Source organism: Nitrosomonas sp. sh817 (assembly GCF_030908545.1).
In the GTDB taxonomy this organism is placed as follows: domain Bacteria; phylum Pseudomonadota; class Gammaproteobacteria; order Burkholderiales; family Nitrosomonadaceae; genus Nitrosomonas.
Genome location: NZ_CP133083.1, coordinates 1,861,667 through 1,888,159 on the forward strand (window position 1 = coordinate 1,861,667; position 26,493 = coordinate 1,888,159).

Sequence of the window (26,493 nt, forward strand, 5' to 3'; positions counted from 1 at the left end):
ATTAACGAGCAGACCGTGTTTCCCTTTCTTTTGCTTGAGACAAATCTTTCACGGTAAGGAATTCTTGATTGCGAAGAATCATGCGTTTTATAGCGCGCCGCACAATCCGCTCGATGTCTGCTGGGCTTAGCCCTTTAAACATCTTGGCCAACTCCGGCACAGCAACTTCAAACTCTCGTCTCACGCCTCGAAGTTTCAGTTGCAATATCTTGGGCAGCAATTCGGCAGAAGGTAAAGGGAATTTCAGTGTATCATCGAATCGCCGCCATACTGCGCTATCCAATATCTGTTCATGATTGGTGGCAGCGATTAGAAGGCTTTTCCCTCGATAGGCATCCATCATTTGCAACACGGCATTGACTACACGCCGTAATTCGCCATGCTCACTATTGTCGGCACGCTCTTTACCCAAAGCATCAAACTCATCAAACAGGGCGACTACTGCATTCTGCTCGATGAAATCAAAGACCTTGCGCAAATTGGCTGCAGTCTCACCAAGATAGGATGAAACCAATGTGTCGATCCGCACAATAGCAAGAGGCAAGTCCAATTCATATGCGATTACTTCGGCTGCCATGGTCTTGCCACACCCAGGAGGGCCAAAGAAAAGCACCTTGGATGAAGGCTGCAATCCATAAGTCCTAAGAATATCTGCTCGACGATGCTCTTCTAACACATCTTCTATGGCTGCAAGCGCCACCTTGGAGAGAACAAGCTCTTCCAGCGAACGCTGTGACTGCCGAATGTCCAGCAATGGCAATCCACGTTCCTTGTCTGTTGGCAAGCTTGGTAGCAGGCGCGAGAGCGAGCTTGAAGTAACAGGTTTTGATTCGCCGTATAGAATCTGCTCCAGATCGTTGGCAAGCAAGTGGTGCTGCTTCTGCCGTTCTTCTTCAATAATGGACTTCGATGCGGCCTTGAATGCCGCAATATCCCCGTCACTTCCTGCCCTAATTAGTTGCCGTAGCACTTTAGCGCTCGCCATAATAATCCTCCCCCAAGTTTCGTAATTCTACTCTACTGACAGGCTCATTACCTGAGTCTCATAGCCCCCAATTTTATAAGTTTTTGTTGTCTTCAAGAGCAGGAAATCCCAACCCCTCAATCTCCTGCAACGACTTCCCGGCAATGCCCTGCAAATCTCCATACATGCCGACCGTTGCCGTCATCACGCGTTCGATCTGTTCTTCGCGTTTGGCCCATTGTTTCATGATCGCTTTGCGTTCCTTATCGAGATCTTCCTGCATGGTGGAAAACGCTTCGACAATGGCTTCGACGCGTTGGCGGAAGCGCGGACCGGTGAGGTATTGGTAGACCATTTCGGTTTTGCTTTGCTGGCCTTCGGAAGATTGACGCGCCAGCGCGATCTCCAGCAACGATTGGCGCAGGATCATGGCGACCGGCAACGCGGCGCGCGGGTGAGTGACCCAGACGCCTTCGATCAATTCAAAGGTTTCTACGCCTTTCGGCAAGGTGTGGCTGACGATGACCGCCACTTCCGCTTTGGCGGCGCGTTGATCGTCGCGCAGTTTCACCAGCCAGGCATCGCTCCAGTTTTTGGTGCGTTTGAATTCCCATAACAAGGTACCGCCAATTTGACCGCCCGACCCGATTACGCGATGCAATACGTCGCCGCCGAATTCGCCTTTCGGCACCGGTTCGATGGCATCAAACGGAAATTTCAGTCGCAGCAGATTTTCCAGTTCGAGCTCCTGCACTTCCCCTTGCAGTTGCTGCGAACCTTGCTCGGCGCGGCGTTTCAGGTCTTCGATCTGTTTCTGCATCGCAGCGATGGTTTGCTCCTTTTCCAGCACCTTGAGTTTTTGCTCGTCTTCGGCTTCCTTTCTGGCCAATTGCCGTGCTTCCGTCAATCCGTCCTGCACCCGCTTGGCGACCGTCAGTTCCAATTCGCGCTTGGCATCGTCGAGTTCGCGCTGTTTCTTGATCAATTCGGCTTGCGCCTGCTGCGCTTGCGCCAGTTTCTCGTCACGGGATTTGAGAACTTCGTGCAACTCGGCCAGTTCCCGCGCCTTGCTTTCCAGCTCGGCGGCGCTGGCCAGCTTCGCTTTGCGCGATTCTTCGGCGATCACCCGCGCGCGTTCCGCTTTCAACTGCTCTGTCACTTGGTTAGCCACCTGATCGTCGAGCTTGCGCTTTTCCTCCGCCAGTTGTTTTTCCCGGTCGCGCATCGCCTGTTCGCGCTGGCTGATTTCACTATCCTTCTGCGCCAGCCGTTGCTCGAATTGCTGCCGGGTCGATTCGATCAAAGGCGCCGCCAGCGATTCGGTCAGCTTGATTTCGGTTTTACAGTTCGGGCAGATAATCGTCGGTTCAGTCATCACAATTCTTCCTATGAATGCGGCAACATTTGCCGGTCTTGCCGGCAATGCGCCTCTAAAAACCCGGCTTAGAAACGCCAAGTCCCGTCACTATTTGCTTGCAGCCGTCTGGCATGATCATTGCTGTCAGCTATGTCAGCAACTCATTATAAACCGGCAGTACGTAACCTTCAGGAACCGTTATGAAAAATAAATATGAAAGTTTGGAACTCGGTCAATTCATTCCGCTGCATTATCATCACAATATGCTGAACGACACAGTCCGCATGCAAGGATTTAAGGATGCGATCGATTTACTGGTCAAACCCGGCGCTACAGTGCTAGAGCTTGGCGGCGGCACCGGCGTGCAATCGTTCTTTGCCGCGCAAAAAGCGCGGAAGGTCTATTGCGTCGAACGCAACCCGGAGCTTATCGGCGCGGCGCGCAGTCTGCTGGCGCAAAACCAAAACGGCGGCAAGGTCGAGATTATCCAAGCCGACGCCATGCATTACCTGCCGCCGGAACCGGTCGATGTGGTGATCTGTGAAATGCTGCACACCGGATTGTTGCGCGAAAAACAAATGCCGGTGATCGATTCGTTCAAGCAACGCTATCTGAAGAAATTTGGCGGAACGCTGCCGGTCTTTATACCGGAAGCCAGTATTCAAGCGATTCAACCGCTGGAGCATGACTTTCATTTCGCAGGCTTTTACGCGCCGACGATTCAATTCCAGAACCCCTATGTCATCCAGGAACGAAGCAAGGGCCTGGGAGACCCAGAGGTATTCCAATTGTTGGCGTATGCTGAATCCTATAGCCAGACCTGTCAATGGGATGGTGAAATTCTCATTACCGGAGACGGTCAACTGAACGCCTTGCGGCTCATCACCAAAAATTTACTGGCGATCAATGTGACAACGTGCAGCACCATCGACTGGCACACGCAGTACATTGTACTTCCGCTGCCGGAATCCATCCAGGTTTCCAAAGGCGATCACATCGCCATCCGCTTCAGTTATCAAGGCGGCGCACCGCTCAATGCCTTGACGGATTCGCTGCAAATCCGCCGGATCAGCAAGCAAACGCCGGTATTGGAATTGGCGCTGGAAGCGATGAATCAACCGGCGGAATCCCAAACGGCGGCCGTCCACGCACACCAAAACTGACTGTTGAACAAAAATAGTGTACACCCTGACCTGTGTACACTATTTGAATGTTAGAGCCTTCCCAGCCAATACTGAGGACGTCTGCGATGATGAGCAATAGCCAATATTTGAACGGTGCCGGAAACTTCACGATAAAGCACCATATAGGGAAACCGATTCATCCGAGCTCGCCGTATATCAGGTTCCCTTTCAATCGGATACCGACGCGGTGATTGACACACTAAAATCAGAGCTTTCTCAAATTCAACCAGATACAAAGCGCCAAGTCCGGGCCGTTTAGATTCAAAGTAACCAACCGACTCAAGATGTTCAGCTTCTGCGACTGGATGGAATATATAGCTCACCGCAAGAGAGCCTGGGCTTTGCGCCTTACCTCGTCTGCTGATATGGGTTCGACGATACCTTCATCCAACTCTCTAGCCCGGCCTTGCACTGTATCCAACCAACTTTCGGCTATTTCACTTTCGGATGAGTTGTCCAAGCTGAGCAACAACTTCTGAGCCAATTTCGCTCTCTCTGTCTCAGGCAGACTAAGTGCTTCAGCTTCAATTTGTGCCAATTTCATGCAAAGTACTCCTGCTAAACTATTAATTTGAGGTTCATCATAGCAAATTCTATTTGATCCAGCACGGCGAGCAGATTCGATCATCAACAACAATGTTTCACGCGATCCAATCAACCATCTTACCGGAAAACATTGCAATTACCCGTAACAGCGATCGCAGCTATCGCCCGGATTAACTCCCTGCAAAGCCCAATAACCGTTAAGATCATCAAAACCGGTTTAGCATCAGCAAAAACCATCCATTGAAAAACAACAAATGAATAAAGAAACTGAAATGATCCAACACGATTTGAAATTATTCGGCATGGAAGCGGCAAAAGGCCGCTGGGTGTTTGTGGCGATCGGATTATTGATCAATGTGTGCCTGGGATCGATTTATGCCTTCAGCGTTTTCCGCAAGCCGTTGGAAGCTTTGTGGGGGATTTCGTCGAGCCAGAGCGGATATCCGTTCATGGTGTTTCTGGCGGTATTTGCGGTTACGATGCCGCTGGCGGGTAATTTGATCGAGCGCTGGGGGCCGCGAATGACAGCCACACTGGGCGGCTTACTGGCGGGAAGCGGATGGATCGCGGCGAGTTTTTCCGGAGATATCACCACCTTGACGCTGTTGTACGGCGTTATCGGCGGCGCTGGGGTCGGCATTGTGTACGGTTGCCCGATTGCGGTGGTGGCAAAATGGTTTCCACGCCACAGCGGGCTGGCGATCGGATTGACCGTCATGGGTTTCGGTGTGTCGGCATTGGCCGTCGCGCCATTGATGAAAGCGATGATTCTGCAACCGGATATTGGCATCCTGCATACCTTTCTGTACTTGGGAATCGCATTTACGATTGTCACGGCATTGCTGGCGCAGCTATTGCGTTTTCCGCCTGCCGGGTGGCTACTCGCCGCACCCAATACCCCTGCTGCTGAAGCCGCCGCACCGTCCGCCATCAATCTTGACCGGCAAGCCATGTTAAAAACTACCCTCTTCTATGCGCTCTGGGCAACATACACCATCGGCTGCCTGGCCGGATTAATGGCGATTGGTATCGCATCACCGGTTGGCACCGAAGTGGCGCAACTGGACGCGCCCACCGCAGCGCTTGCGGTATCGTTGTTTGCGGTATTCAACGGGCTGGGACGGCCGCTGTTCGGCGCTTTAACCGACCGGCTGGGTCCGAAACAGGCTGCGATGGTTTCATTCGCGATGATCATGGGCGCATCGTTGCTGCTGTTCTTTTTCGGGCAAGACAATGCCATGCTGTATCTGTTGGCGTTCTGCGTACTGTGGATGTGCCTGGGCGGATGGCTGGCGCTGGCGCCCACCGCGACCGGCATTTTCTTCGGCAAACGCTATTACGCGCAAAACTACGGATTGATGTTCACCGCCTACGGCGCCGGTGCCATCCTCGGAACATTACTGTCCGGCAGCATCAAGGACATCACCGGTAGCTACTTGCATGCATTTCCGGTTGTCGCCGGACTGGCGGCGCTTGGATTGTTGATCGCCGCAATCGGATTGAACCCTGTAAAAGCCGGTCAAGCGCGCCCGGAAAGCGCTGAATAATTATCTGCATAAGCGATAAAATCAACAATCACTGTGCGTATCCATTGCCAACCGGCAATCGGCATCCATCACCCAGCACGCAAATGTTCCCGCCATGAGCAATATCAGAGCCTTTTACCATCGCACATAACAGAAGCAAGCCGCGAATCAAGAATTATTTCAGCACTCTCCGCCTAATCCCCTCTTGCTCACCCGTGCAATACCCATCTCCGTCAGATCGATATCGCGGCTAAGATCAGCATTACGCAATCCCATATCACTCTCGTTTGTACGCTTACGACACGTACGCTAGGTCTTTAAGCCCGCTCGGCTCGCTTGTGTAATGGGGTTAATTTGCCGGATAGCAATAAAATGAAATTTGTGACTTGCATTATACAAGTTTGTGGTTTAGTATAACTTGCATGTTGCAAGTTATCTTTATATTCATTGCGAGGAAAACGATATGTTCAAACTTCATCAACTTAAACGTCCCTGGGGAGTTCCACATTCAAGAAATGCACTCGCTTCCGGGTTGTTACTAAACTACCACCCACTGAAAGTAGGTGGGTTAGCGCAGCTTGGGTGCAGACGACTAAAGTCGTCTACCCGCACCAAGCTAAACGCGCATGAATCAACACATTTAAAGTCAAAGTCACCGTCTAAAGACGGTGGTTTTTACCAAATTTATGGAAATAAATAGCATTGCAGCCCCCGTCGAATCGACGCTAAAAAATTATGAATTAACAATAAGAAATTGATTGGTTCATGTAGATCTTGTCATGAATCAATATTTTCAAAAACTTACGAAAATTTAACTAAATACGATTTACGGAGAGAAAAAAAATGAAACTAAAACTTTATGCACTGTTGGGCGCAATTTCCGCAGCAGTTTTCTTGCCGGCTTGCACATCCCTGCCTCAAGCGCTTGAAGGTTACATTAAAGCCGGTAAAAGCCATGTCTATTGGATTGATCCGGCGACAGGCAAGAAACACTATATCTATAGGATTAATCAAGAAACCAGCAAACAAGGTGGATACTTGATTCCAGGAGCGGCATCGCAAAAAGCAACAGCACTAAAAACCGGTCAAGCGCATTAAAATACGCCCGTCAATTTGCGACTTTGCCCATTCTCGCGCTTGCTGCTGGGGAGCGCTGATTAATTCGCCGAGCTGGATGACAGGTAAAGCGGATGGAGCGCAGGAAGCGAGACATATCGAAATGATAGGCGAGCTTCTGAGCACTACCCAACGCAGCCAATCGCTCGCGCAGTCAATTAATCCGCGTTTCCCTAACTATTCATTTCGTTTTAAATCTCACCGTGATAACCTTTAACAAGGGATGATCAGGGAAAGCAATCAAATGGATAAATTGGGACTTCCGATTGTTTTAATGGCGGCTTTATGGGGTGCTGTTAATACGACATTGAGTTTTTTTCAATTCATCAACGCTAGACGCGACATGATGTTTGAATTGATCGATAAGTGCGGTTATTGCCCTGAGCAATCGCTCGGTCCGGTAGAAATTTATCTGACCAATCTCTTGCCGCTTGCGGTCGGAAACATCATTTTTCTCTACTTGATTAGTTATGTCATTTTATCCATTCCACGGCACATGAAGATTGGAAATGATGAAGAGGCCAAGCGGCTAAAGACAGCCTGCAATTACATTGCGGTATTGCCTATTTTTGGCGCACTCGCTTTTTGTGGGGGCGCCGTATTCGATTTGGTAATGCTGATTCGCGCTTTGAAATGAAGAAAAATCTCCTGCTTACACTCGCACTGCTACTGACGGTTTCAACTTTCGGCGGCTGTGCTGTCATGGATAAAAACATTCCCGGCTGGACACAATACCGGAACCTGGACAAAACCAACGCACTGGAACTGGCATCCCGGAGCACCGGCGCCGGTGAACCGGTATTGCTGATCCATGGTTTTGGCGCGAGCAGTTATAGCTGGCGGCATATCGTCGAACCGCTGGCGCAAAAAAACCGGGTCATCACCATCGACTTGAAAGGCTTCGGCGATTCACCCAAGCCGCGCGATGATGCCTATTCCGTATACGATCAGGCCAGACTGATCCGGAACTTTATTCTCGAAAACGATTTGCAGAATCTTCACATCATCGGCCATTCCTATGGCGGCGGCGTGGCATTGGCGGCATCGATTTATCTGTCGGCATCGAATCCGGGATTGCAGAAAGGCTTGGTGCTCATCGACAGCATCGCCTATCCGCAGGAACTGCCCGGTTTCGTCAAAATACTGGCCACCCCGGTATTGGGGCCGTTGCTAACTTACGCCTTGCCCAATGCTTTTCAGGTGAGAAATCTGCTGCAGAAAGTGTATTTTAATGATGACTTAATTCCACAAGAAGCCATCGACCACTATGCCGCCGATCTCGGCAAACCGGATGCCAAATACGCGCTACTCACATCGGTGCGGCAAATGCTGCCGATCGATTTGCAGCAATTTTCGGACAACTACACCAGCCTCACCATTCCCACGCTGATTATCTGGAGCCGGGAAGATGAAATCGTGCCTCTGGCGGTTGGCAAACGCTTACATGAAAATCTGCCGAATTCAAAACTCGTCATCATGAGCGACGTCGGTCACGCTGTGCAAGAAGAAAAGCCATCGCTGCTGTTACCGCACTTGCATAATTTCCTGGAAACGGTATCGCATCGCACGGCAATTAACCCTTAATACGATACCGATATCCATCCGGCCAGCATCATTAACATCCACCGCAGGGAGAACTTCCATCATGAGAAATTTCAGAATCTTAACCATGAACATCCAAGCGCAGGCTTGGCCTGCAGGCCCTCACAGCGACGCCGAATGGCGCGCGAAAGCGGCGGTCAAAGCACTCGATCCCGGTAATTTTGCGTTTGACGAGCATCCCGATGTAGTGGTGTTCAACGAGGCGGACAATGAAGATGCGAAAGAGATTTTGAGGGATGGGTTGAAGCATCTGTATCCGCATCACATTGTGTCGTTCGACGGCGGCAGCGGCGATCTGAACGACGGCGGGCTGGCGATATTCAGCAAATTCGAGTTCTTCGTGTTGCCGCCTTCGGACAAAAACTTTTCCGGTAACCTCAGCCGGTTTTATCCCTACGACAGCGCCGGTATTCCCGGCTTTTTTTTCCCGATGAGCGCCAATGATGATGGCTTGGCGGAAAAAGGCGTGGCCATCGTGCAAATCAGCACCGGCTTACACTTTGAAGCCGTGACCATCGCCTTGACACACTTGCAGGCGTTTTACGAAGAAGTCGGCGAACACCACACCATCCGCTTGCGGCAATTGAAAGTCATCGAAGGCGCGTTGATCGACCTCATTGGCGCGCCCGAAGACAACGCCAACTGGGATAAAGTCATCGTGCTGGGCGATTTGAACATCCGCGGCGATACACCGCCCTATTCCACCGACGGATACGGCGAATGGACCAACGTGTTTATCAACAACGGCGGCCCGTACAACAATGCCTCTCAAGGTATCAACGTCAGGCAAAACCAGCTGATTTTCACCGGGCAACTGATCGACGGCTGGCGCACGTTCATGACGCCGCCGGGCGCTTTCATGGAAGCCGATCCCGGCTTGACCAACACCAATCTGAAGGAAGGCGAGCATTTGCCGGCGGGATTGAAAGAGCGGCTGGATTACATCTGCTTTCCGAAGCAACGCACCGATGCCGTGGGCGAAACGCCTCGCCGCCTGGTCGCGCAGCACATGCGCATTCTGCCATCGAATTTCTCCGCGCTGGATATGGCATTCGAACGAATCCAAAGCGACCACAAAGGTATTCTGGCGCAAGTGCATTGGCAGTTTCCGTACAACACCCCGAATCAAGCCAAACGGCAGGGCGACTTCGCGCATTTTCAAGCGCCGAATTCACCGGTCAAAGTCAACATCGCCAATGACCTGAAGATCCCTTCTCCCGGCGTGTTCCAGTGGATTTATATCCGCGAACCGGGTACCTACACCTTCACTTACTCGCCCAATCTGGAAGCCGCGTTTTATTATGAAAACGCTATGTCCACAAAAGTGGACCCGTTCAATCAAGTCAAATGGGCGGAATTAGGACTCGACCTCGATTGGTTAAACGGTCTGCAACACGAATTCCAGCTTTCCGAAACGGGCGATCAGGTCGATGTGCATAAACCGATGTTCATCCGCCTGAAAGCCACTGAAAGAGACGATCAATTCACTGGCAATATCGCTTTTTCCTTTATCAAGCACACTGGCGAGAACCGTTTCCTCGCCATTGGCTTATTACCGAACGACGATCCCAAAGATCCGCGCCTGCCGGTGGGTCAGAAAAACGGCAAAAACGACGAATGCTGGTTCCGCGCGCCGCTGGCCGAGCAATTGTTGAGCGGCAATCCTTACCGGGTGGAGTTTTACATCCAAAACGATTTCAGCCGGAAAATCCAGCTCAGTTTGTTCGAAGGCATCGCCGCACCCGCGCCTTTTGAGCGAGTATCGAACGAAGACGCGCTCACGCTGATCGGCTATGACCGCGCCGCCGACATCAAGGATATTTACATGCTGCTGGAACGCAGCCAGATAACGGACTATGAATTCCTGGCGGGCTATCGCTACAGTATTTCCTACCTGAATCACCTGGAAATCTACAGCATCGAAGACCAAAGCGGCCTCGGCGCGGACGAAATTCACCTCACCATGACCGCCGACGACATGGCCGCCAACTTCCTCGACTTCACTGACGAAGACTTCGACGACGACGAACGGCGCATGCTCAATTCTTATTACCCTAAAAATACTGCATTTAGCGACCGGCTCAACATCACCGTGTTCGAACTCGACGGCGGCGATGACGACGACGGCCCGTTCACCGCCACGATTCCCGCATTGAAGAATGGTGAAAACAGCCGGGAATCATCGCTCATCATCGAAGCGGAAGGCGCAGAGTATCAGATCAGCTACAAGCTGAGCCGGAATCCGAACCGGTGAAGTTGCGCTAGATTGATCGTTTTGGCAGTTTGTTTTCGGCTAGTGGGGCGAATGACCGAAGGGCGATCCGTCAAATCGGAACCAGCGGTAACCGATTATGCAATGCCATCATCACGCTCATTCGGCGGGATCATACGAGAGAACATTTTTATTTGACGGAACGCTTTCAGCTTCCGCCTTACGCGGATTACGTAGGCTATGTTTTACTGACCCATATAGATTGCAACTTATTTCTTGCGAAGGAGTTTAAAAACAAACACAGCCACTCCGATCACAATTGGAGCCGCAACTTCAATAATCTTCTTAATCTCATGAGATTTACTGGAGGCGCAAGCAGGGCAATACTCGACCTCTCCTGCTTGAAGCTCTCTTTCGCAGCTCTTACACTTTTGCATAGCCTTCCCCCATAATTTCTGATGGCTTAATTTCAATTGCAACAATATCTTCTTTAGGATGAATCAAGTTAGCGATTTGATTGGAATCAAAGGATTTTCGATATTCAATGAACTGTTTCCAGCTTTTTTCGGGGAATGAGCCATTAACCTTGGGTGCCAACCTAGACCGCATATAGGCCACTTCTACACCAGCCTTTTCTATTTTAGAAAAACCTTCATCGACCAACTTTAAAGCAACATTCCGCTCTTCTAGGAACAAATGGCATCGAGCCATAATTTGCAGAGCATTTAGGCAGGCTGAAAAAGATTCCGCTGCAGTTCGATGTTTCTCCTGGGCCTCTTTAGATTTATCGCCAATCCAATTATCAAAAAACGATAGATTTTCTTCTGGAAGATCGGCGATCTGCCTTGCCAGTGCACTTACTGTTTTCTCAAAACCACACGTCAATACTGTTATGGCATTCAAAGCTAATTGCTCTCTATTCTCTGAATTTTGCATGCCACATGCTTGCCAGAATAGAGATCTCCCAGCTTCAATTTCAGCAAGGCGGTCCCCATGGAGTTCTCTGAAAATTTTAGATACTTGCTCCTCAATTCGATTTAACTGCATAGCTATGCTGACCATAAGAACCTGAGTCCCCGCAGCCTTTACTGCTTTTAGCATGGAAGGCCCAATCTCTTGAAACTTAGCATGCTCAACAATCTTTCCATCCTTATAGAAAACGCCGCCCAAGTTTCCCTTGGCATCCTTGTATAGTTTCGCTCCTTCCGGTTTCAATACGAGATCGTAAACCGTATCTTGATTAAGATTGGAAACGACCTCGGGAAAACCTGTTATGCAGCGAAGCTCCGATATTAACGCACTCCTTTTATTAGAAAGCTCTTTCTTCTCGCCATCTGTGAGACTGACCATTTGCGAAAAACTGATTGGAATTATTCCTTTGTTCATAACTCGAATCCTCGATACCCATTCACCTCAAAAAGCCAACCCTCATAAATATAACAACAATTAGACGCCCTAAATGAATTGATATTTTACATCAAGCGTAATAGCTAATCCTGTAGCAGGATTTCCATCTCATTATTTTTATAGAGTTGCCGCTGATTTAATTTTCATTGTTTGAAGGTATTAAATCCCTCCCCCAAAATTCCATACCAGCGAAGCATACCCGCCAACTACTGTTTCGTGCAATTAATCACAAAATCGTGGATTAACGCTCACCATAACAACCCCGCTAAAATGCAATAATGAATCCACGATGCAATTACAAGCATTAGGAAGGCTCAAAAGTGAAAACATGATTACTTTATATGGCATTGAATGGTCACGGGCGAAATATGGTTTGTTCACGCTGGCGGAGCTTGGCCTGGATTTCCAGCATGTCCGGATCAACCCATTCGAGAAAGAAAAGTACGCGCCTGAGTATTTAAAGCTGAACCCGCTGGCGCAGGTACCCACGCTGATCGATGGCGATCTGGTGCTGACCGAAGCGATGGCGATTAATTTTTATCTGGCGAGAAAATACGGTGCCGGGAAGCTGTGGGCAGATCGGCTGGAGGATGAAGCGCAGATCTACAAATGGAGTCTTTTCGCCGTCACTCAAATGGAAACCGCCTGCGTGGATCTGATTCTACACCGCAAGGTTTTGGATGCGAAAGTTAGAAATCCGGATATCGTCCAGGCGGCTGAGAAGAAACTGAAAAAACCGCTTGAAGTCTTGAACAACCATCTCGCCGGTAAAGATTTTCTGGTGGCTGGAAAATTTACCGTCGCGGATATCAATATGGCGGGTGTTTTGTCCTATGCGCTGGGCGGCGAATTGGATTTTTCGCCCTATCACCATGTGGCGCGGTATTTGGATGCGATTTTATCGAGACCGGCATGCAGGAAAGCGCGAATTGCTCCTTCCGGCAAATCCAAATCCATAAGATAGGCGAAGGCGCGAGTACCGCGCAACGAAGTGATTCGCTCGTGCAGTCAATTAATCAGCGTTTCCCTAAATCCGCGCATCATTGATGGGCATGCAATACCCGGTACAGCTTCCTTGCTTCTTCTTCCTTCAGCGTGTCATCAATTTCACGCAGAACGCTTTGCAGGTCGACTGGTTTTTCAATACGCTCGAAGTGCCCAGTCAAAACACTGTCCGGATGGAGTTGCCCGCTTTGGTAGAGTGACCATATCTCCATGCCGTAACTCGTCGTGAGCAATTCAGGCGCAAATTGGCCGAAATAAACCGCCAAGTTCTCGACATCGCGTAGCAGCATTTTGCACGCTTGGTTATTGGCAGATGCGTCGATCGCTTGCGGCAAATCGATGATCACAGGCCCGCTGCTGTCGACCAGCACGTTATATTCGGACAGATCGCCGTGAATAATCCCCGCGCAAAGCATGCGAACCACCTGCGTTATTAGTGCGCGGTGATATTCACGCGCTAACTCGGCAGTCAGCACCAGTTCGTTGAGCCGCGGGGCTGCGTGGCCATTGCTGTCAGTGACCAGATCCATCAACAATACACCTTCATGAAAATGATGCGGTTTGGGCACACGCACCCCCGCGGCAGCGAGCCGGTACAGCGCATCCACCTCGGCACTCTGCCAGGATTCTTCCTGGGCTTTGCGTCCGTAGCGGGTGCCTTTCTCCATAGCGCGTGCGCGACGGCTGTTTTTTACCTTGCGGCCTTCGGTGTAATCCGTGCTCTGGCGAAAACTGCGCTTGTTGGCCTCTTTGTAAACTTTCGCGCAACGTATCTCTTCTCCACAGCGAACCACAAAAACCGAAGCTTCCTTACCGCTCATTAATTGCCGGATCACTTCATCGACAAAGCCATCCTGGATCAGGGGTTCAATTCGTTTCGGGGTTTTCATGATGTAAATACGATGCGTATATTTTGATGGTCATTTTAGGGAATCGCTGAAGAACTATCCGCTGTGTTAAAACCGGATTTGAAGACGCTGCCCGGAATACTTGATTGTACATTGTACCGGTTCGCCGGTCTTTCAATAGCGGTAAAATTCTTTATTCGCGGCCTGAGCCTGGAATTCTCGATGCATTTATCTCATGGATGGCTGGCGCTCCTCGGGTTATGAATCGTCATGATGGCTCAACCCGGCCAAGCTCAAATAATCGGCGACAATGCAGTTTTTGATATTCTTCATCGAACCCTTGCGAAATAACTGCCGGATACTTTCCGTCATGCCAATTTGGGGCTGCAAACCGATGACGATATGGCGATTGCGCGGGAAAATTTACGCGACGCGCTGAACCGGATTCAGCGCTTCGAACCGGTTCAGCCATAACTTGTTCACCCAGGCTTAAGCGAACACCTCACCCCAAAAATTCTCAACCGACCGGTACGCGCGGTTCGCCGCGATTTCATTATAAACCGTGCCGAAACCCGGATTGTTGGCTTTCGGATTGGTAAAAGCATGCATGGTGCCGCCGTAGACATGCACCTGCCAATCAACGTTGCCCCGGGTCATTTCGGTTTCGAATGCGAGTACTTGCTCCGGCGGCACCATGGGGTCGTCGTGGCCGTGAAGGCATAATACTTTGGCGGTGATGATTTCGTTGGGCACATCGCCCGGCGCGAAAATGCCGTGGATGCTGACCACGCCTTTGACGTCCGCTCCGGAGCGCGCCAGTTCCAGCACGCATAGGCCGCCGAAGCAATAACCCATCGCCGCGACTTTGGTCGCGTCGACTTGAGGCAATTGCCGCACGGCTTGCACGGCAGCGTTGATGCGGCGGCGCAGCAGCGCGCGGTCTTGCGCGAACGGCGCCATCAATGCGCCATTTCTATCCGCATCGCCATCGGCGCCGAATATGCCTTTGCCGTACATATCCAAAGCAAACCCCACATACCCCATGTCCGCGACGCGTTCCGCGCCTTTGCACGCAAACTCGCGCCGCCCGCTCCAGTCGTGCGACACCAGCACCGCAGGCTTCGGTGTGCCGGTGTCGTGATACGCCAGATAACCTTCCAGAATCGTGCTGCCGTCGTGATAATCGATTGTTTGAGTAATCATGTTGTCACCTTTTGTTGTTAGCCGTGATAATCTCACCGTGTAGCTATTATTTTGATTTCATGAAACCAAAGGAGTCATACCCATGAACTATTCACGCAAATCAGTTACTAGCGCAGTTGCGGCGCTATCGCTATGGGCATTGTCCGGTCACGTTTCCGCGCAGGATTTCCCCACGCAAAAAGTGCTGCCGCTGGAATTATCAACCCAGGCGGCGATGGCGGCAATCAAAAAATGCCACGACGACGGTTTCAAAGTCAGCGTGGCGATTGTCGACCAATCCGGTTTACTCAAGGTGCAATTGAAAGCCGACGGCGCCGGTCCGCACACGCTCGATAGCAGCCGCCGTAAAGCCTACACCGCCAACAGCTTGCGCGATTCGACGCATAAATACGCGGTATTGGTCGCGCAAAAGCCGGAATTGCAAAGCCTGACGCGCTTGAATGAAAACATTTTGCTGCTGGGCGGCGGTTTTCCGGTCAAGATCGGCGGTGAAGTGGTCGGTGGTATCGGCGTCGGCGGCGCGCCCGGCATCGAGTTTGACGAAGTCTGCGCCAGCGCGGCGTTGAAGGTTCTGAAAGCCGACGATACCTTCGAGCGCAAGTGATTAAGACTGCTGCATCATCGCAGCGTAGGCGATAAACAAATCTTCCAGAAACAGGCGCGGATTCAACGGATGATGCGCCAATTTCTGCTTATTGTTCAATTCCCGGGCAAAAGCCCCGCACACGAGCGGGTCCAGTTGATTGCTGAGCGCTTGAATCACCGGCAGTTGTTTCAAAAAATAGCGCACTTGCCCGGTGGTGCGATAACTGATCAAGTCATAACACCATTTTTGCAACCAATTGACGACCACCGGCAAGCTGCTTTGCTGTAACGCTTCCGCCAATTGCAACGGATCGAGCCGCTTGGGATCGGCAACCTGGCGGATGAACTGCTCGAGCGATTGCGCGTCGCCGCCTTTCGCAAGCTGCAGCGCGGATAACGGCGCGTAACCGGCGGCAGCGAGGCACTCCTCGGGATCGTTAATACCCTGCTGCCGCAGCCAGGCGACCGATGCCGCCACATCCGGCTGCGGCATTGCCAACTGCTGGCAGCGGCTGCGGATAGTCGGCAGCAAATGCTGCGGCTGGTGCGTCACCAAAATGAACAACAGCCCCGGCGGCGGTTCCTCGAGTTTTTTCAGCAATGCATTGGCAGCAGCGGTATTCATCGCTTCCGCCGGATAAATCAGGACGATCTTGAAACCGCTTTGATGGCCGGTCAGATAGACGAAATCGTTGAGTTTACGGATTTGTTCGACACCAATTTGCTGACTGGCGCTTTTCTTAGCGGTTGCTCCGGACTTTTCGTCGCTTTCTTCTTTCTCCGCAGACTCATTCGCGGCGGCGAATGCTTCCGGCACCACTTGATAAAAATTCGGATGACCTTCCTGTTCGAACCAGCCGCAACTCGCGCACTGGCCGCACGCTTGCTGACCGGCTGCCGGTGCGCTGCACAATAACGATTTGGCCAGTTGACGGGCAAAATCGTACTTGCCGGTGCCTTTTTTGCCCTTAAATAGCAGCGCATGCCCCCAGAACCGGCGGCTGTGCAGCAGTTGCCGCCAAAATACCTGCTGCCAGGGATAAAGTTCACGCATCGTGCAACAACCGCTGAACAGTTTGCTCGACCGCCGCTTTGACTTCCGTCAGCGGCTGACTGCTGTCGATGATTTGAATGCGATTGGGAAATTGCCGCACCCGGTCGAGGTAAGCGTTTCGCACGCGTTGAAAGAAACCGGCTTGTTCCTGCTCGAAACGGTCGGCATCCTTGACTTGACGGACTCGCTGCTGCCCGATTTCCACCGGCACATCGAAATACAGCGTCAAATCGGGCTGCAATCCGCCCTGCACCCAATGTTCCAGAATGCCGAGCTTGGCTTGATCCAATCCCCGCCCGCCGCCTTGATACGCAAAACTGGCATCGGTGAAACGGTCGGAAATCACCCATTGGCCTTGTTGCAGCGCGGGCAGAATCACTTTATCCAAATGCTCGCGCCGCGCGGCGAACATCAGCAATGCTTCGGTCTCGGCGTGCATAGTCATCGATTTATCCAGCAGCAATGCGCGAACCCGCTCGCCCAGCGTCGTGCCGCCCGGTTCGCGTGTCACCACCGGCTGCAATCCGGCTTGCTGCAACAGTTCGACGATCCACGCCAGTTGCGTCGATTTGCCCGCGCCGTCGATACCTTCGAGCGTGATGAATTTGCCTGATTTCATGTTTTTCCGGTTTTCAAGTGCAGTTGCAGTCAGTTACCATGTGCGACCGTTTATTTTACTGATTTTAACATGCGCCTGGACGTCACCGGTTTGCTCGATGCTGCCGAATTTATCGCTTCGCCCAACTGCGACGAACGTCCGCCGGGCGTGGACATCAACTTATTGGTAATCCACAACATCAGCCTGCCGCCGGATGAATTCGGCGGCGACGGTGTAATCGAACTGTTCACCAACCGTATCGACCCGGCCGCGCATCCTTATTATCAATCGCTACAGGGTTTGAAAGTATCCGCGCATTTTTTCATCCGCCGCGACGGCACCCTGATTCAATTCGTACCGTGCAGCCAACGCGCCTGGCACGCTGGTGTTTCGAGCTGGCAAGGCCGCGAACGCTGCAACGATTTCTCGATCGGCATCGAACTCGAAGGCAGCGACACCACGCCGTTTACCGATGCGCAATATGAAGTCTTGACCGCTTTGACTCAGTGTTTGTGCGAGCAGTATCCGATTCAGAGTATCGCCGGACACTCGGATATCGCCCCCGGACGCAAAACCGACCCGGGGCCTTGGTTTGATTGGGGGAGGTTAAACCTTTGTGTGAGTAAATATCTGGATTCTACTGAGTGAGAGTAGATTTTATTTTCTTACGGCACAACTTAGCGTAATATCATCTCACTTCAGGTTATTAAGCCTTTATCGCAACGAAGGAGCAGAAATGACAAACATTGCAGATGCCCTTGGCAAAGAAAGCGACTTACTGCTGAATCATATTTGCCACACCATTCCCAAGAATAATCTGGAACTGCCCGGTGCCGATTTCATTGACCGGGTAATGAGTCTCAGCAACCGGAAATCCGGGGTATTGCGTAATCTTCAGGCGCTCTATGATCATGGCCGGCTGACCGGCACCGGGTACTTATCCTTGCTTCCGGTCGATCAAGGTGTTGAACATTCGGCGGGCGCCTCCTTTGCGCCAAACCCCATGTTTTTTGATCCCAAAAATATTGTGGAACTCGCGATCGAAGGCGGCTGCAATGGCGTTGCATCGACATTAGGTGTATTGGGGATCATATCGCGCCAATACGCCCATAAAATTCCGATGATCTTGAAAATCAACCATAACGAGCTGCTCACTTACCCGAATAAATTCGACCAAACGCTCTTTGCCAGTATCGACCAAGCTTTTGATATGGGTGCTTGCGCCGTAGGTGCTACGGTCTTTTTCGGATCTGATGAATCCCGCCGCCAAATTCTGGAAGTCTCGGAAGCTTTCGAGCACGCGCACAACTTAGGAATGGTCACCATTTTATGGGCTTATACTCGTAACCCGGCATTTAAAACCGCTGAAAAAGATTTTCATGTCAGCGCCGACCTGACGGGGCAAGCGAATCATCTGGCGGTCACTATCGGCGCCGATATCGTGAAACAAAAAATGGCAACGAACAACGGCGGCTATACTGCACTTAAATTCGGGAAAACCAGCCCTAAAGTCTATAGCGAGCTTACAACGGAACACCCCATTGATTTAGTCCGTTACCAAGTTGCTAATTGCTTCATGGGGCGAATCGGCATGATCAATTCCGGCGGCGAGTCAGGCAGCGATGACTTACATCAGGCAATCAGAACCGCGGTGATTAACAAACGCGCTGGCGGCATGGGGTTAATTTCCGGGCGGAAAGCCTTTCAGAAACCATTTGCGGAGGGTGTCAAACTGCTCCATGCCATTCAGGATGTATACTTATCCGATGAAGTAACAATCGCCTGAAGTTGCTGCACCGGCAACCGAGGCGGTTCTGGGGAAGCGCTGATTAATTCAGCGAACGGGATGAAGCACGAGACGCAGCAATCGAGACATATCAACACGATAGGCGAGAATGCGAGTACCGCGCAACAAAACGATTCGCTTGCGCGGTCAATTAATCAGCGTTTCCCTAGTTAATTCCTTAATTCTTATCAGATAAATAAATTACTTTCCAGCCGCTTTAATTGCTTCCAAATTAGCCCGGGCTTCTTCATTGCCCTGGGCTGCAGCTTTCTCAAACCATTCAATGGCTTTATCGACATTCCGTTCCACACCTTCCCCGATGAAATACATCGCTCCCAAATTATTTTGGGCATCGACATGACCCTGCGCAGCGGCTTTCCGGAATAGTTCGACCGCTTGTTCAAGATCTTGCGGCACACCTTCACCATTGACGTACATCAACCCTAAATTGAATTGCGCATCGGCATAACCCTGTTCAGCAGCCCGGTAAAACCATCCCGCCGCCAGCTCCGGATCATTATTCATAATCTGACCGCTTGCAGTTTTAGATACCGCCTCACCGGTGTAATACATGACGCCTAGATTCGTTTGCGCAACCGGATCCCCGGCTTTTGCATTTTCCGTCAGCGTCTTAAACTTTTCTTCAGCCACACTGACATCGTCGATACCGTGCGGCATGATTTGCTGTTTCAATTCCGATTTTTCTTCCTCGGATAATCCTTCACTCATAAAAGACGGAATTTCACCCAGTTTGGTAACTTCACTCTGCGGCATCGATTGCTCACCGGCTTCCTGCTTATCATTCTTCGATGATTCACCGCAACCTGCAATTACCGTAATTACTGCTACCAGCAATAAAACAAACAAAAATCTCATGTGCATTCTTTCCTTTATGATTTCAGACATATACTGTGCCGCTTGCCAATTTCCAAAATTTTATTAATAACTAATTAATTATTATCTTGCGCCCGCTTTTTTCAGCAATTCCGAAATTTCCCGATGGCCATAGCGGCTGGCAAGTGACAGCGCCGTTACGCCGTTGTTAGCTTTCAGATTAAGATCCGCTTTCGCTGCCACGAGTGCGTAAGTTGCGCCAAGACTACCATGTTGCGCAGCCATCATTAACGCCGTAGCACCGTTTTCCAGTTGATAATTGACATTCGCGTTTGCATCAACCAATGTTTGTATGGTTTGTTTGTGACCTTCTTGCGCAGCCAGCAGCAGCGCCGTCATCCCGTCGTTTCTTCTGGCATTGACATCAACTTTTGCTTCCAGCAACAAACCGATCACTTTTCTCCGGTCTTTCTCCGCAGCCAGTATTATTGCCGTGCTGCCATCATCGGATACGGCATGGGCGTCGGCCCCAGCTGTTAATAACTGTTGCACTATTTGCTCACGGCCATCTCGCGCCGCTTGCAGCAGCGGCGTGTAACCTTCATCGGCCCGGCTGTCGATATCAACACCCAGCTGTAAGAAATGCCCGACGATCTCAGCATTTCCTCTTTTAACCGCGAGATGAAGCGCTTGATTGAGTTGTTCCTTATCAAAACTCTTGGATTCTAATATCGTTTTTACTCGAGAAAAATTCGATTTATCAACCGCTTGGATAAACTCAGTTTCCGCATTTTGCGACCAGGCGTTCCCCGCTGCAATCAAAACCATTAATACCGGCCAGCGCAACAATTTGTAATTTAACAACTTCAACATGCAATACCCTTTCAGCTTTTGAAACAATAAATGTCTTGCAAACAATACCTCAATGAATTTATGCAACAATGTTACGAAAGTTAGCACTCCGGATTCATGATTGAGTCGCAGAATTATACAATCTTAATGACATTACCGTCTCATGAATCGTCCGGCAATACGATAGGTCTCGATTCCAACAATAATAGCTCTATGTTATCCTTGCAACTTATACGATAAGCTTGTTTGCAGATATTATTCACACGATGTTGATAAGCAGTTTCCTTGATTTCTCCGGATGGCACCTTCTGACGTTTGTATGTCGTTTATACGTTGTTAATTTTTTCAAAAGCGCAAACTCATGATCGCTGATCATTACGATGTCGTTATTATTGGCGGTGGTCCGGTGGGCATGGCTTTGTCGTTGGCGCTTCGGCAAACAAATGTCTCCAGTATCCTACTCGAAGCGCGCGGTATCCCTGAGAACGATGAAGATCCGAGGCCTTTGGCATTATCATACGGAAGTCAATTGATACTGGAAAAACTCGGTGTATGGCGCAACCTGTCACGAATCACGGCGATTAAAACAATTCATATATCCAATCGCGGTGTTTTCGGCGAAACGGTATTAACATCTGACGACGCCGATGTTCCTGCGCTTGGCTTCGTCGTAAATTATCATGATCTCTTTTGCGCGATGCATCAGCACTTGATAGAAAATGATTCCGATTATATTGCAGGAGCAGCGGTTACCCGGCTTGAAACCACTAAAAACCAAGGCAAAGTTTTTTTTACCTATCAAGATCAGGAAAGGACCATTCACGCAAAACTTGTTGTTCTCGCAGATGGCGGTCAATTGGCAAAACAAATTCCTGATTTTACCTACACAGTCCATGATTATCAGCAGTGGGCCATTGTAGCGAATATTCAAGCTGCTCAAAAGCAAGCGGGGATCGCTTACGAACGCTTCACATCCGATGGGCCGGTTGCCATGCTCCCCAACGCTGATAATTTCGCTTTGGTATGGACGGTCTCACCGTCAGCGGTCAAAGAAATCATTGCCCAGGACGAGCAAACTTTTTTAACCAATTTACATCAGCATTTTGGCGACAGGCTCGGAAAACTAGTTCATGCAGGAAAACGCTCGGCGTTTCCGCTATCACTAAAATACGCGACCACAACAACTGCGCAAAGAGCCGTTTTGATCGGTAATGCGGCACAAACCCTTCATCCTGTGGCAGGACAAGGATTTAACTTGGGCTTGCGTGATGCTTATGAATTAGCCAGAGAAATCATTAACGCGCCGAGCCAGTCGCTGGATATCGGCTCATCCGCTATGTTAAGTAAATATCGTCAGAACAGAAAAATAGATAGCGGCGCCAGCCGCATCTTCACGGATTCTCTAATCAAGATTTTCTCAAATAATAACAAACTATTACAGCAAGCATGCGGCCTAGGACTCAGCACTCTGGACTGCATCCCTTCGCTTAAACATTTCGTGGCTCGTCGAATGATATTTGGGGTGCGTGGCTAACTTGATATCCAGCCTCCACCTGCCGTTTTGGCAAAAACTGTAATTGAAGCGGCAATAAAATACAGTCTTCAACAATTCAAACTGTTTTCAGAGATAATTAAATACTAATCATAATGTTACAATCTTTTTCGATATAACTTTCTTATGCAGATTGGTCCTCACTTATTGAAAAATAAACTGATTGTCGCTCCCATGGCGGGTGTGACCGATCGCCCTTTCAGGCAGCTATGCAAGAAAATGGGAGCAGGTATGGCCGTATCGGAGATGGTTTCCAGCAACTCGTTACTCTGGGGTTCGGCAAAAACACAACGGCGCGCCAATCACGATGGTGAAGTATCCCCTATTTCAGTTCAGATTGCGGGCGCTGACCCGCAGATGCTGGCAACCGCGGCTCGATATAATGTCGACAACGGTGCGCAAATTATTGATATCAATATGGGTTGCCCCGCAAAAAAAATATGTAATGTAATGGCGGGATCTGCACTATTACAAGATGAAAAATTGGTGGGACGCATTCTGGATTCCGTCGTGAACGCTGTTGACGTGCCGGTAACACTTAAAATACGCACCGGCTGGGATAAACAGCACAAAAATGCATTATCCGTTGCCCGCATTGCCGAAAGTTCCGGTGTGCAAGCACTGGCAATTCATGGCCGTACCCGTGCTTGCGCTTATACCGGCACTGCCGAGTACGACACTATCGCAGCGGTTAAAGCAGCCATTAGTATCCCGGTTATCGCAAACGGCGACATTACCACCCCCGAAAAGGCAGAAGAAATACTGGCGTATACAAAAGCTGATGCAGTGATGATTGGCCGCGCCGCACAAGGCAGGCCTTGGATATTTCGTGAGATTGACCACTATCTTGCAACCGGGCAAAAGTTACCGCCCCCTGAAGTGGCCGAGATACATGAAGTGCTAATTAAACACTTGTACGACCTTTACGAATTCTACGGTGAGTATTCGGGGGTTCGCATCGCCCGGAAACATATATCGTGGTATACCAAAGGATTGATGGGCTCCGCACATTTCCGTCAATCGATGAACCAATTGCAAACGAGTAATCAGCAAATCTCGGAAACCAATGGATTTTTCTCGAAATTGGCTGAGACCGGGCACAGATTGAGATACATCAAAGAGGAGGAGTGACCAGTTAATGAATGCAATCAAAGAAAATGAAATTGCATCTTGTATACGTAAGGCCATTGCTAGTTATCTCAGAGATCTCGATGGTGAGAAACCTGGACATCTCTATAACATGGTCATTCACAGTGTTGAAAAACCGTTGATTGAAATCGCGATGCAACATACTGAGGGAAACCAAACACGGGCCGCTGAATTACTAGGAATCAATCGTAATACGCTACGTCAAAAAATGAAACAATATCAAATTAAATGACTATAAAATATGCACTTATCAGCGTCTCAGACAAAACCGGACTGATCCCGCTCGCGCAGCAGCTGATCGCTCATGATATTACACTGCTGTCTACCGGCGGCACAGCAAAAATGTTGCTTGAGGCCGGATTGCGTGTGCTTGAAGTCAGCCAATATACAGAGTTTCCGGAAATGCTGGATGGCCGGGTCAAAACACTGCATCCTAAAATTCATGCCGGGATTCTAGCGCGGTTTGATATTCCGGAACACCAAGAAACACTTCAAGCAAGGTCGATTCCCAATATCGATTTGGTTGTGGTCAATCTTTATCCTTTTAAACAAGCAACCTCGAAGCCCGGTTGCACCCTGGAAGAAGCCATTGAGAATATTGATATCGGCGGTCCTACTATGGTGCGCGCTGCTGCAAAAAATTATCAAAAAGTAACTATCGTAACCGACCCGCAGGACTATTCCTTGTTATGCCGGGAATTGGAAGCCAACCAAGGTTCGACCAGTCTCGCAACGCGTTTCATGCTGGCACAGAAAGCCTTCACTCACACAGCCTCTTACGATAGCGCCATCAGTAACTATCTAACCGCTTTGGATAGTAACCATCACCGCAAAGACTTTCCTGACTCTCTGAATTTAAACTTCAGGGTCGCTCAGCATCTGCGTTATGGTGAGAATCCTCACCAAAAAGCAGCATTTTACCGCGACGAAGCAATGACCCCGGGCAGTCTGGCCAATTACCGTCAATTGCAAGGAAAAGAATTATCCTATAACAATATCGCTGATACCGACGCGGCATGGGAATGTGTGAAGACTTTTGATAAAACGGCATGTGTGATTGTAAAACACGCCAATCCGTGCGGAATAGCCATCGCCGAAACTGCATTGCGCGCCTATCAGCTTGCTTTCGCCACAGACCCGGTATCCGCCTTTGGGGGCATTATCGCGTTTAACAGAATGATCGATGCCGTCACCGCTGAAGCCATTTTAAAACAATTTGTCGAAGTGATTATCGCGCCCGAGATATCACCGGAGGCGCAACAAATCCTAGCGCAAAAGAACAACATCCGACTGCTGATAGTGCCGCTCCATGCTGGACATCATAATTACGATTTAAAGAAGGTCGGCGGCGGCCTGCTGGTTCAAACGCCGGATACCCACAACATCGCTGCATCCGATCTGCGTATCGTTACCAAAATTAAACCTTCTCAGCAGCAATTGGACGATCTATTGTTTGCGTGGCGTGCCGCGAAGTTTGTTAAATCAAATGCCATTGTTTTTTGCCGCGATGGCCAAACCATCGGCATCGGTGCAGGCCAAATGAGTCGCGTTGATAGTGCTCGCATCGCAGCAATCAAAGCACAACAGGTCGGGCTCTCACTCTCAGGATCCGTCGTTGCATCGGATGCGTTTTTCCCGTTTCGGGATGGTCTCGATGTTGTGATTAACTCCGGCGCCACAGCAATTATTCAACCAGGCGGCAGTATCCGCGACGATGAGGTCATCGCCGCTGCCGATGAACACGGCGTCACAATGGTTCTCACCGGCATTCGGCATTTTAGACATTAGTTAACATTAAGCTCATGAAATTATTAGTTATTGGCAATGGTGGCAGAGAACACGCGTTAGCGTGGAAGCTCAGCTTATCTCCACGGGTTCACAAAGTTTTTGTTGCTCCGGGAAATGCCGGCACCAGGTTGGAGCAAGGACTCGAGAACCTCCCAATAACTTCGTTTCCCGAGTTAATCGAATTCGCGAAAAAAGAACAAATTGCGTTAACAATAGTAGGGCCGGAAATCCCGCTAGCCGCTGGAATCGTTGATGAGTTCCGGGCCGCCGGTTTAAAAATTTTTGGCCCGACACAACAAGCGGCGCAGCTTGAAACATCAAAGACCTTTGCAAAAGACTTCATGATGCGGCATCACATTCCAACGGCTGCCTACTGTAGTTTTAATCAACCGGATCTTGCACATGCTTACATTGATCAGCATGGCGCGCCGTTGGTTATAAAGGCTGACGGCTTGGCGGCGGGAAAAGGCGTGATCATAGCCGATACCAATGAACAAGCCCATGCTGCGGTTAATGCACTCCTCGTTGAGAATAATCTTGGCGCTGCCGGTAACGAGATTATTATTGAGGAATATATTGAAGGAACGGAAGTCAGCTTTATCGTCATCACCGACGGCGTTCACATTCTACCTTTAGCAACCAGCCAGGATCATAAACGTCTTTTAGACGGAAACCTTGGACCCAATACGGGTGGCATGGGCGCCTATTCACCCACGCCTTTTGTAACACCGAGCTTGCATGCCCAGATCATGCGCAATATCATCGATCCGGTAATCAATGGAATGAGTAAGGAGGGCGTTGGCTATACCGGCTTTCTATATGCGGGACTAATGATTACCCCGGAAAATCAAGTTAAAGTATTAGAGTTTAATTGCCGCCTGGGTGATCCCGAGACTCAACCAATCCTGCTACGTTTAAGAAGTGATCTGGTAACGCTAATTGAGCATGCTGTTAATGGCACATTGGACAAAGCCGCTATCGAATGGGATCGCCGCACCGCGCTTGGAATTGTCATGGCTGCCGCAGGTTACCCAGAAAACCCGAGAAAGAATGATGCCATCACCGGTCTAAGGGAGTTAATTACAGCGCAAGAACAGACTGATGACTTTCATATCTTTCAGGCCGGAACTGCCTTGGGAGGGCAAAGCGGTGATGAAATTGTTACGGCCGGCGGCCGCGTATTATGTGTGACGGCGTTAGGGGAAAATATTAAACTTGCCCAACAATCCGCTTATAAACTTATTGAAAAGATCCACTTTGACGGCTCCCAAGCCCGCCATGATATCGGATACCAAGGAATTAACTATCAACGGAAAAGCATTTAA

Annotated in this window: 26 protein-coding genes; 15 read left to right on the plus strand and 11 right to left on the minus strand. The window is 50.0% G+C overall.

The genetic code is table 11. From position 1 onward, the window contains the following. Window position 1 precedes the first annotated feature (1 nt). Both RBH92_RS08705 and RBH92_RS08710 read right to left on the minus strand, forming a co-directional pair. A complete protein-coding gene (locus tag RBH92_RS08705) occupies window positions 2-985 on the minus strand; it encodes an AAA family ATPase (protein ID WP_292917317.1) in 984 nt (327 codons plus the stop codon). A gap of 73 nt (window positions 986-1,058) precedes the next feature. Then, window positions 1,059-2,339: a DUF2130 domain-containing protein gene (locus RBH92_RS08710; RefSeq protein ID WP_307931704.1), complete on the minus strand. Its 1,281-nt coding sequence runs from the start codon at window positions 2,337-2,339 to the stop codon at window positions 1,059-1,061. Between the two features lie 182 nt (window positions 2,340-2,521). On the opposite strand from RBH92_RS08710, the gene RBH92_RS08715 reads away from it, so the two are divergent. Then, the gene (locus tag RBH92_RS08715; protein WP_307931705.1) at window positions 2,522-3,484 is read left to right on the plus strand and encodes a class I SAM-dependent methyltransferase; all 963 of its coding nucleotides are present in this window, start codon (window positions 2,522-2,524) and stop codon (window positions 3,482-3,484) included. A gap of 50 nt (window positions 3,485-3,534) precedes the next feature. On the opposite strand, the gene RBH92_RS14980 is transcribed toward RBH92_RS08715, so the two are convergent. Both RBH92_RS14980 and RBH92_RS08720 read right to left on the minus strand, forming a co-directional pair. Next, the gene (locus RBH92_RS14980; RefSeq protein ID WP_374049929.1) at window positions 3,535-3,828 is read right to left on the minus strand and encodes a type II toxin-antitoxin system RelE/ParE family toxin; all 294 of its coding nucleotides are present in this window, start codon (window positions 3,826-3,828) and stop codon (window positions 3,535-3,537) included. After that, the gene (locus tag RBH92_RS08720; protein WP_307931706.1) at window positions 3,825-4,049 is read right to left on the minus strand and encodes an addiction module protein; all 225 of its coding nucleotides are present in this window, start codon (window positions 4,047-4,049) and stop codon (window positions 3,825-3,827) included. The genes RBH92_RS14980 and RBH92_RS08720 overlap by 4 nt, the downstream gene beginning before the upstream one ends. Before the next feature lie 256 nt (window positions 4,050-4,305). On the opposite strand from RBH92_RS08720, the gene RBH92_RS08725 reads away from it, so the two are divergent. The 5 genes from RBH92_RS08725 (at window position 4,306) to RBH92_RS08745 (ending at window position 10,549) form a co-directional block, all read left to right on the plus strand. Beyond that, a complete protein-coding gene (locus RBH92_RS08725) occupies window positions 4,306-5,598 on the plus strand; it encodes an L-lactate MFS transporter (protein ID WP_307931707.1) in 1,293 nt (430 codons plus the stop codon). A gap of 822 nt (window positions 5,599-6,420) precedes the next feature. Next, window positions 6,421-6,675: a hypothetical protein gene (locus RBH92_RS08730; RefSeq protein WP_307931708.1), complete on the plus strand. Its 255-nt coding sequence runs from the start codon at window positions 6,421-6,423 to the stop codon at window positions 6,673-6,675. Between the two features lie 262 nt (window positions 6,676-6,937). After that, window positions 6,938-7,330 (plus strand): hypothetical protein, encoded by a 393-nt coding sequence (locus RBH92_RS08735; RefSeq protein ID WP_307931709.1) that lies wholly within the window; start codon window positions 6,938-6,940, stop codon window positions 7,328-7,330. Next, window positions 7,327-8,277 (plus strand): alpha/beta fold hydrolase, encoded by a 951-nt coding sequence (locus RBH92_RS08740; RefSeq protein ID WP_307931710.1) that lies wholly within the window; start codon window positions 7,327-7,329, stop codon window positions 8,275-8,277. The genes RBH92_RS08735 and RBH92_RS08740 overlap by 4 nt, the downstream gene beginning before the upstream one ends. A 61-nt stretch (window positions 8,278-8,338) precedes the next feature. Beyond that, window positions 8,339-10,549, plus strand: coding sequence for an endonuclease/exonuclease/phosphatase family protein (locus RBH92_RS08745; protein WP_307931711.1), 2,211 nt, complete (start codon window positions 8,339-8,341; stop codon window positions 10,547-10,549). A 381-nt stretch (window positions 10,550-10,930) separates the two neighbouring features. Here RBH92_RS08745 and RBH92_RS08750 read toward each other — a convergent pair whose 3' ends face one another. Beyond that, complete coding sequence (locus tag RBH92_RS08750; RefSeq protein ID WP_307931712.1) at window positions 10,931-11,893, minus strand: hypothetical protein; 963 nt, start codon at window positions 11,891-11,893, stop codon at window positions 10,931-10,933. A gap of 310 nt (window positions 11,894-12,203) precedes the next feature. Here RBH92_RS08750 and RBH92_RS08755 point away from each other — a divergent pair, with 310 nt between their 5' ends. Next, the gene (locus RBH92_RS08755) at window positions 12,204-12,878 is read left to right on the plus strand and encodes a glutathione S-transferase family protein (protein WP_307931713.1); all 675 of its coding nucleotides are present in this window, start codon (window positions 12,204-12,206) and stop codon (window positions 12,876-12,878) included. 76 nt (window positions 12,879-12,954) lie between these two features. Here the strand turns inward: RBH92_RS08755 and RBH92_RS08760 are convergent, their stop codons facing one another. Then, complete coding sequence (locus tag RBH92_RS08760) at window positions 12,955-13,809, minus strand: PA4780 family RIO1-like protein kinase (protein ID WP_307931714.1); 855 nt, start codon at window positions 13,807-13,809, stop codon at window positions 12,955-12,957. A 447-nt stretch (window positions 13,810-14,256) separates the two neighbouring features. Then, window positions 14,257-14,970 carry a dienelactone hydrolase family protein gene (locus RBH92_RS08765; RefSeq protein WP_307931715.1) on the minus strand — a complete coding sequence of 238 codons (714 nt, stop codon included), beginning with the start codon at window positions 14,968-14,970 and terminating at the stop codon, window positions 14,257-14,259. An 82-nt stretch (window positions 14,971-15,052) separates the two neighbouring features. On the opposite strand from RBH92_RS08765, the gene RBH92_RS08770 reads away from it, so the two are divergent. Continuing rightward, window positions 15,053-15,574: a GlcG/HbpS family heme-binding protein gene (locus RBH92_RS08770; protein ID WP_307931716.1), complete on the plus strand. Its 522-nt coding sequence runs from the start codon at window positions 15,053-15,055 to the stop codon at window positions 15,572-15,574. Here RBH92_RS08770 and holB read toward each other — a convergent pair whose 3' ends face one another. Beyond that, complete coding sequence (gene holB, locus RBH92_RS08775) at window positions 15,575-16,609, minus strand: DNA polymerase III subunit delta' (RefSeq protein ID WP_307931717.1); 1,035 nt, start codon at window positions 16,607-16,609, stop codon at window positions 15,575-15,577. It lies immediately after the preceding gene. Further along, complete coding sequence (tmk, locus tag RBH92_RS08780; protein ID WP_307931718.1) at window positions 16,602-17,228, minus strand: dTMP kinase; 627 nt, start codon at window positions 17,226-17,228, stop codon at window positions 16,602-16,604. Before tmk ends, holB begins: the two co-directional genes overlap by 8 nt. A 69-nt stretch (window positions 17,229-17,297) precedes the next feature. Here tmk and ampD point away from each other — a divergent pair, with 69 nt between their 5' ends. Beyond that, on the plus strand, window positions 17,298-17,855 hold the full coding sequence (gene ampD / locus RBH92_RS08785) for a 1,6-anhydro-N-acetylmuramyl-L-alanine amidase AmpD (RefSeq protein WP_307931719.1): 558 nt from the start codon (window positions 17,298-17,300) through the stop codon (window positions 17,853-17,855). Between the two features lie 88 nt (window positions 17,856-17,943). After that, window positions 17,944-18,993 (plus strand): class I fructose-bisphosphate aldolase, encoded by a 1,050-nt coding sequence (locus RBH92_RS08790; protein ID WP_307931720.1) that lies wholly within the window; start codon window positions 17,944-17,946, stop codon window positions 18,991-18,993. 201 nt (window positions 18,994-19,194) lie between these two features. Here RBH92_RS08790 and RBH92_RS08795 read toward each other — a convergent pair whose 3' ends face one another. Continuing rightward, window positions 19,195-19,869, minus strand: a complete 675-nt coding sequence (locus tag RBH92_RS08795) for a tetratricopeptide repeat protein (RefSeq protein WP_307931721.1) — start codon at window positions 19,867-19,869, stop codon at window positions 19,195-19,197. Window positions 19,870-19,950: 81 nt separating this feature from the next. After that, on the minus strand, window positions 19,951-20,700 hold the full coding sequence (locus RBH92_RS08800; protein ID WP_307931722.1) for an ankyrin repeat domain-containing protein: 750 nt from the start codon (window positions 20,698-20,700) through the stop codon (window positions 19,951-19,953). A 340-nt stretch (window positions 20,701-21,040) separates the two neighbouring features. On the opposite strand from RBH92_RS08800, the gene RBH92_RS08805 reads away from it, so the two are divergent. From RBH92_RS08805 to purD, 5 genes are all read left to right on the plus strand, one after another. Continuing rightward, window positions 21,041-22,213, plus strand: a complete 1,173-nt coding sequence (locus RBH92_RS08805) for an FAD-dependent monooxygenase (RefSeq protein WP_307931723.1) — start codon at window positions 21,041-21,043, stop codon at window positions 22,211-22,213. A gap of 144 nt (window positions 22,214-22,357) precedes the next feature. Continuing rightward, window positions 22,358-23,362, plus strand: a complete 1,005-nt coding sequence (gene dusB, locus RBH92_RS08810) for a tRNA dihydrouridine synthase DusB (RefSeq protein WP_307931724.1) — start codon at window positions 22,358-22,360, stop codon at window positions 23,360-23,362. A gap of 7 nt (window positions 23,363-23,369) precedes the next feature. Continuing rightward, window positions 23,370-23,612, plus strand: a complete 243-nt coding sequence (locus RBH92_RS08815; protein ID WP_292923666.1) for a helix-turn-helix domain-containing protein — start codon at window positions 23,370-23,372, stop codon at window positions 23,610-23,612. Further along, a complete protein-coding gene (gene purH, locus RBH92_RS08820; protein WP_307931725.1) occupies window positions 23,609-25,168 on the plus strand; it encodes a bifunctional phosphoribosylaminoimidazolecarboxamide formyltransferase/IMP cyclohydrolase in 1,560 nt (519 codons plus the stop codon). The genes RBH92_RS08815 and purH overlap by 4 nt, the downstream gene beginning before the upstream one ends. A 14-nt stretch (window positions 25,169-25,182) precedes the next feature. Continuing rightward, window positions 25,183-26,493 carry a phosphoribosylamine--glycine ligase gene (gene purD / locus RBH92_RS08825; RefSeq protein WP_307931726.1) on the plus strand — a complete coding sequence of 437 codons (1,311 nt, stop codon included), beginning with the start codon at window positions 25,183-25,185 and terminating at the stop codon, window positions 26,491-26,493.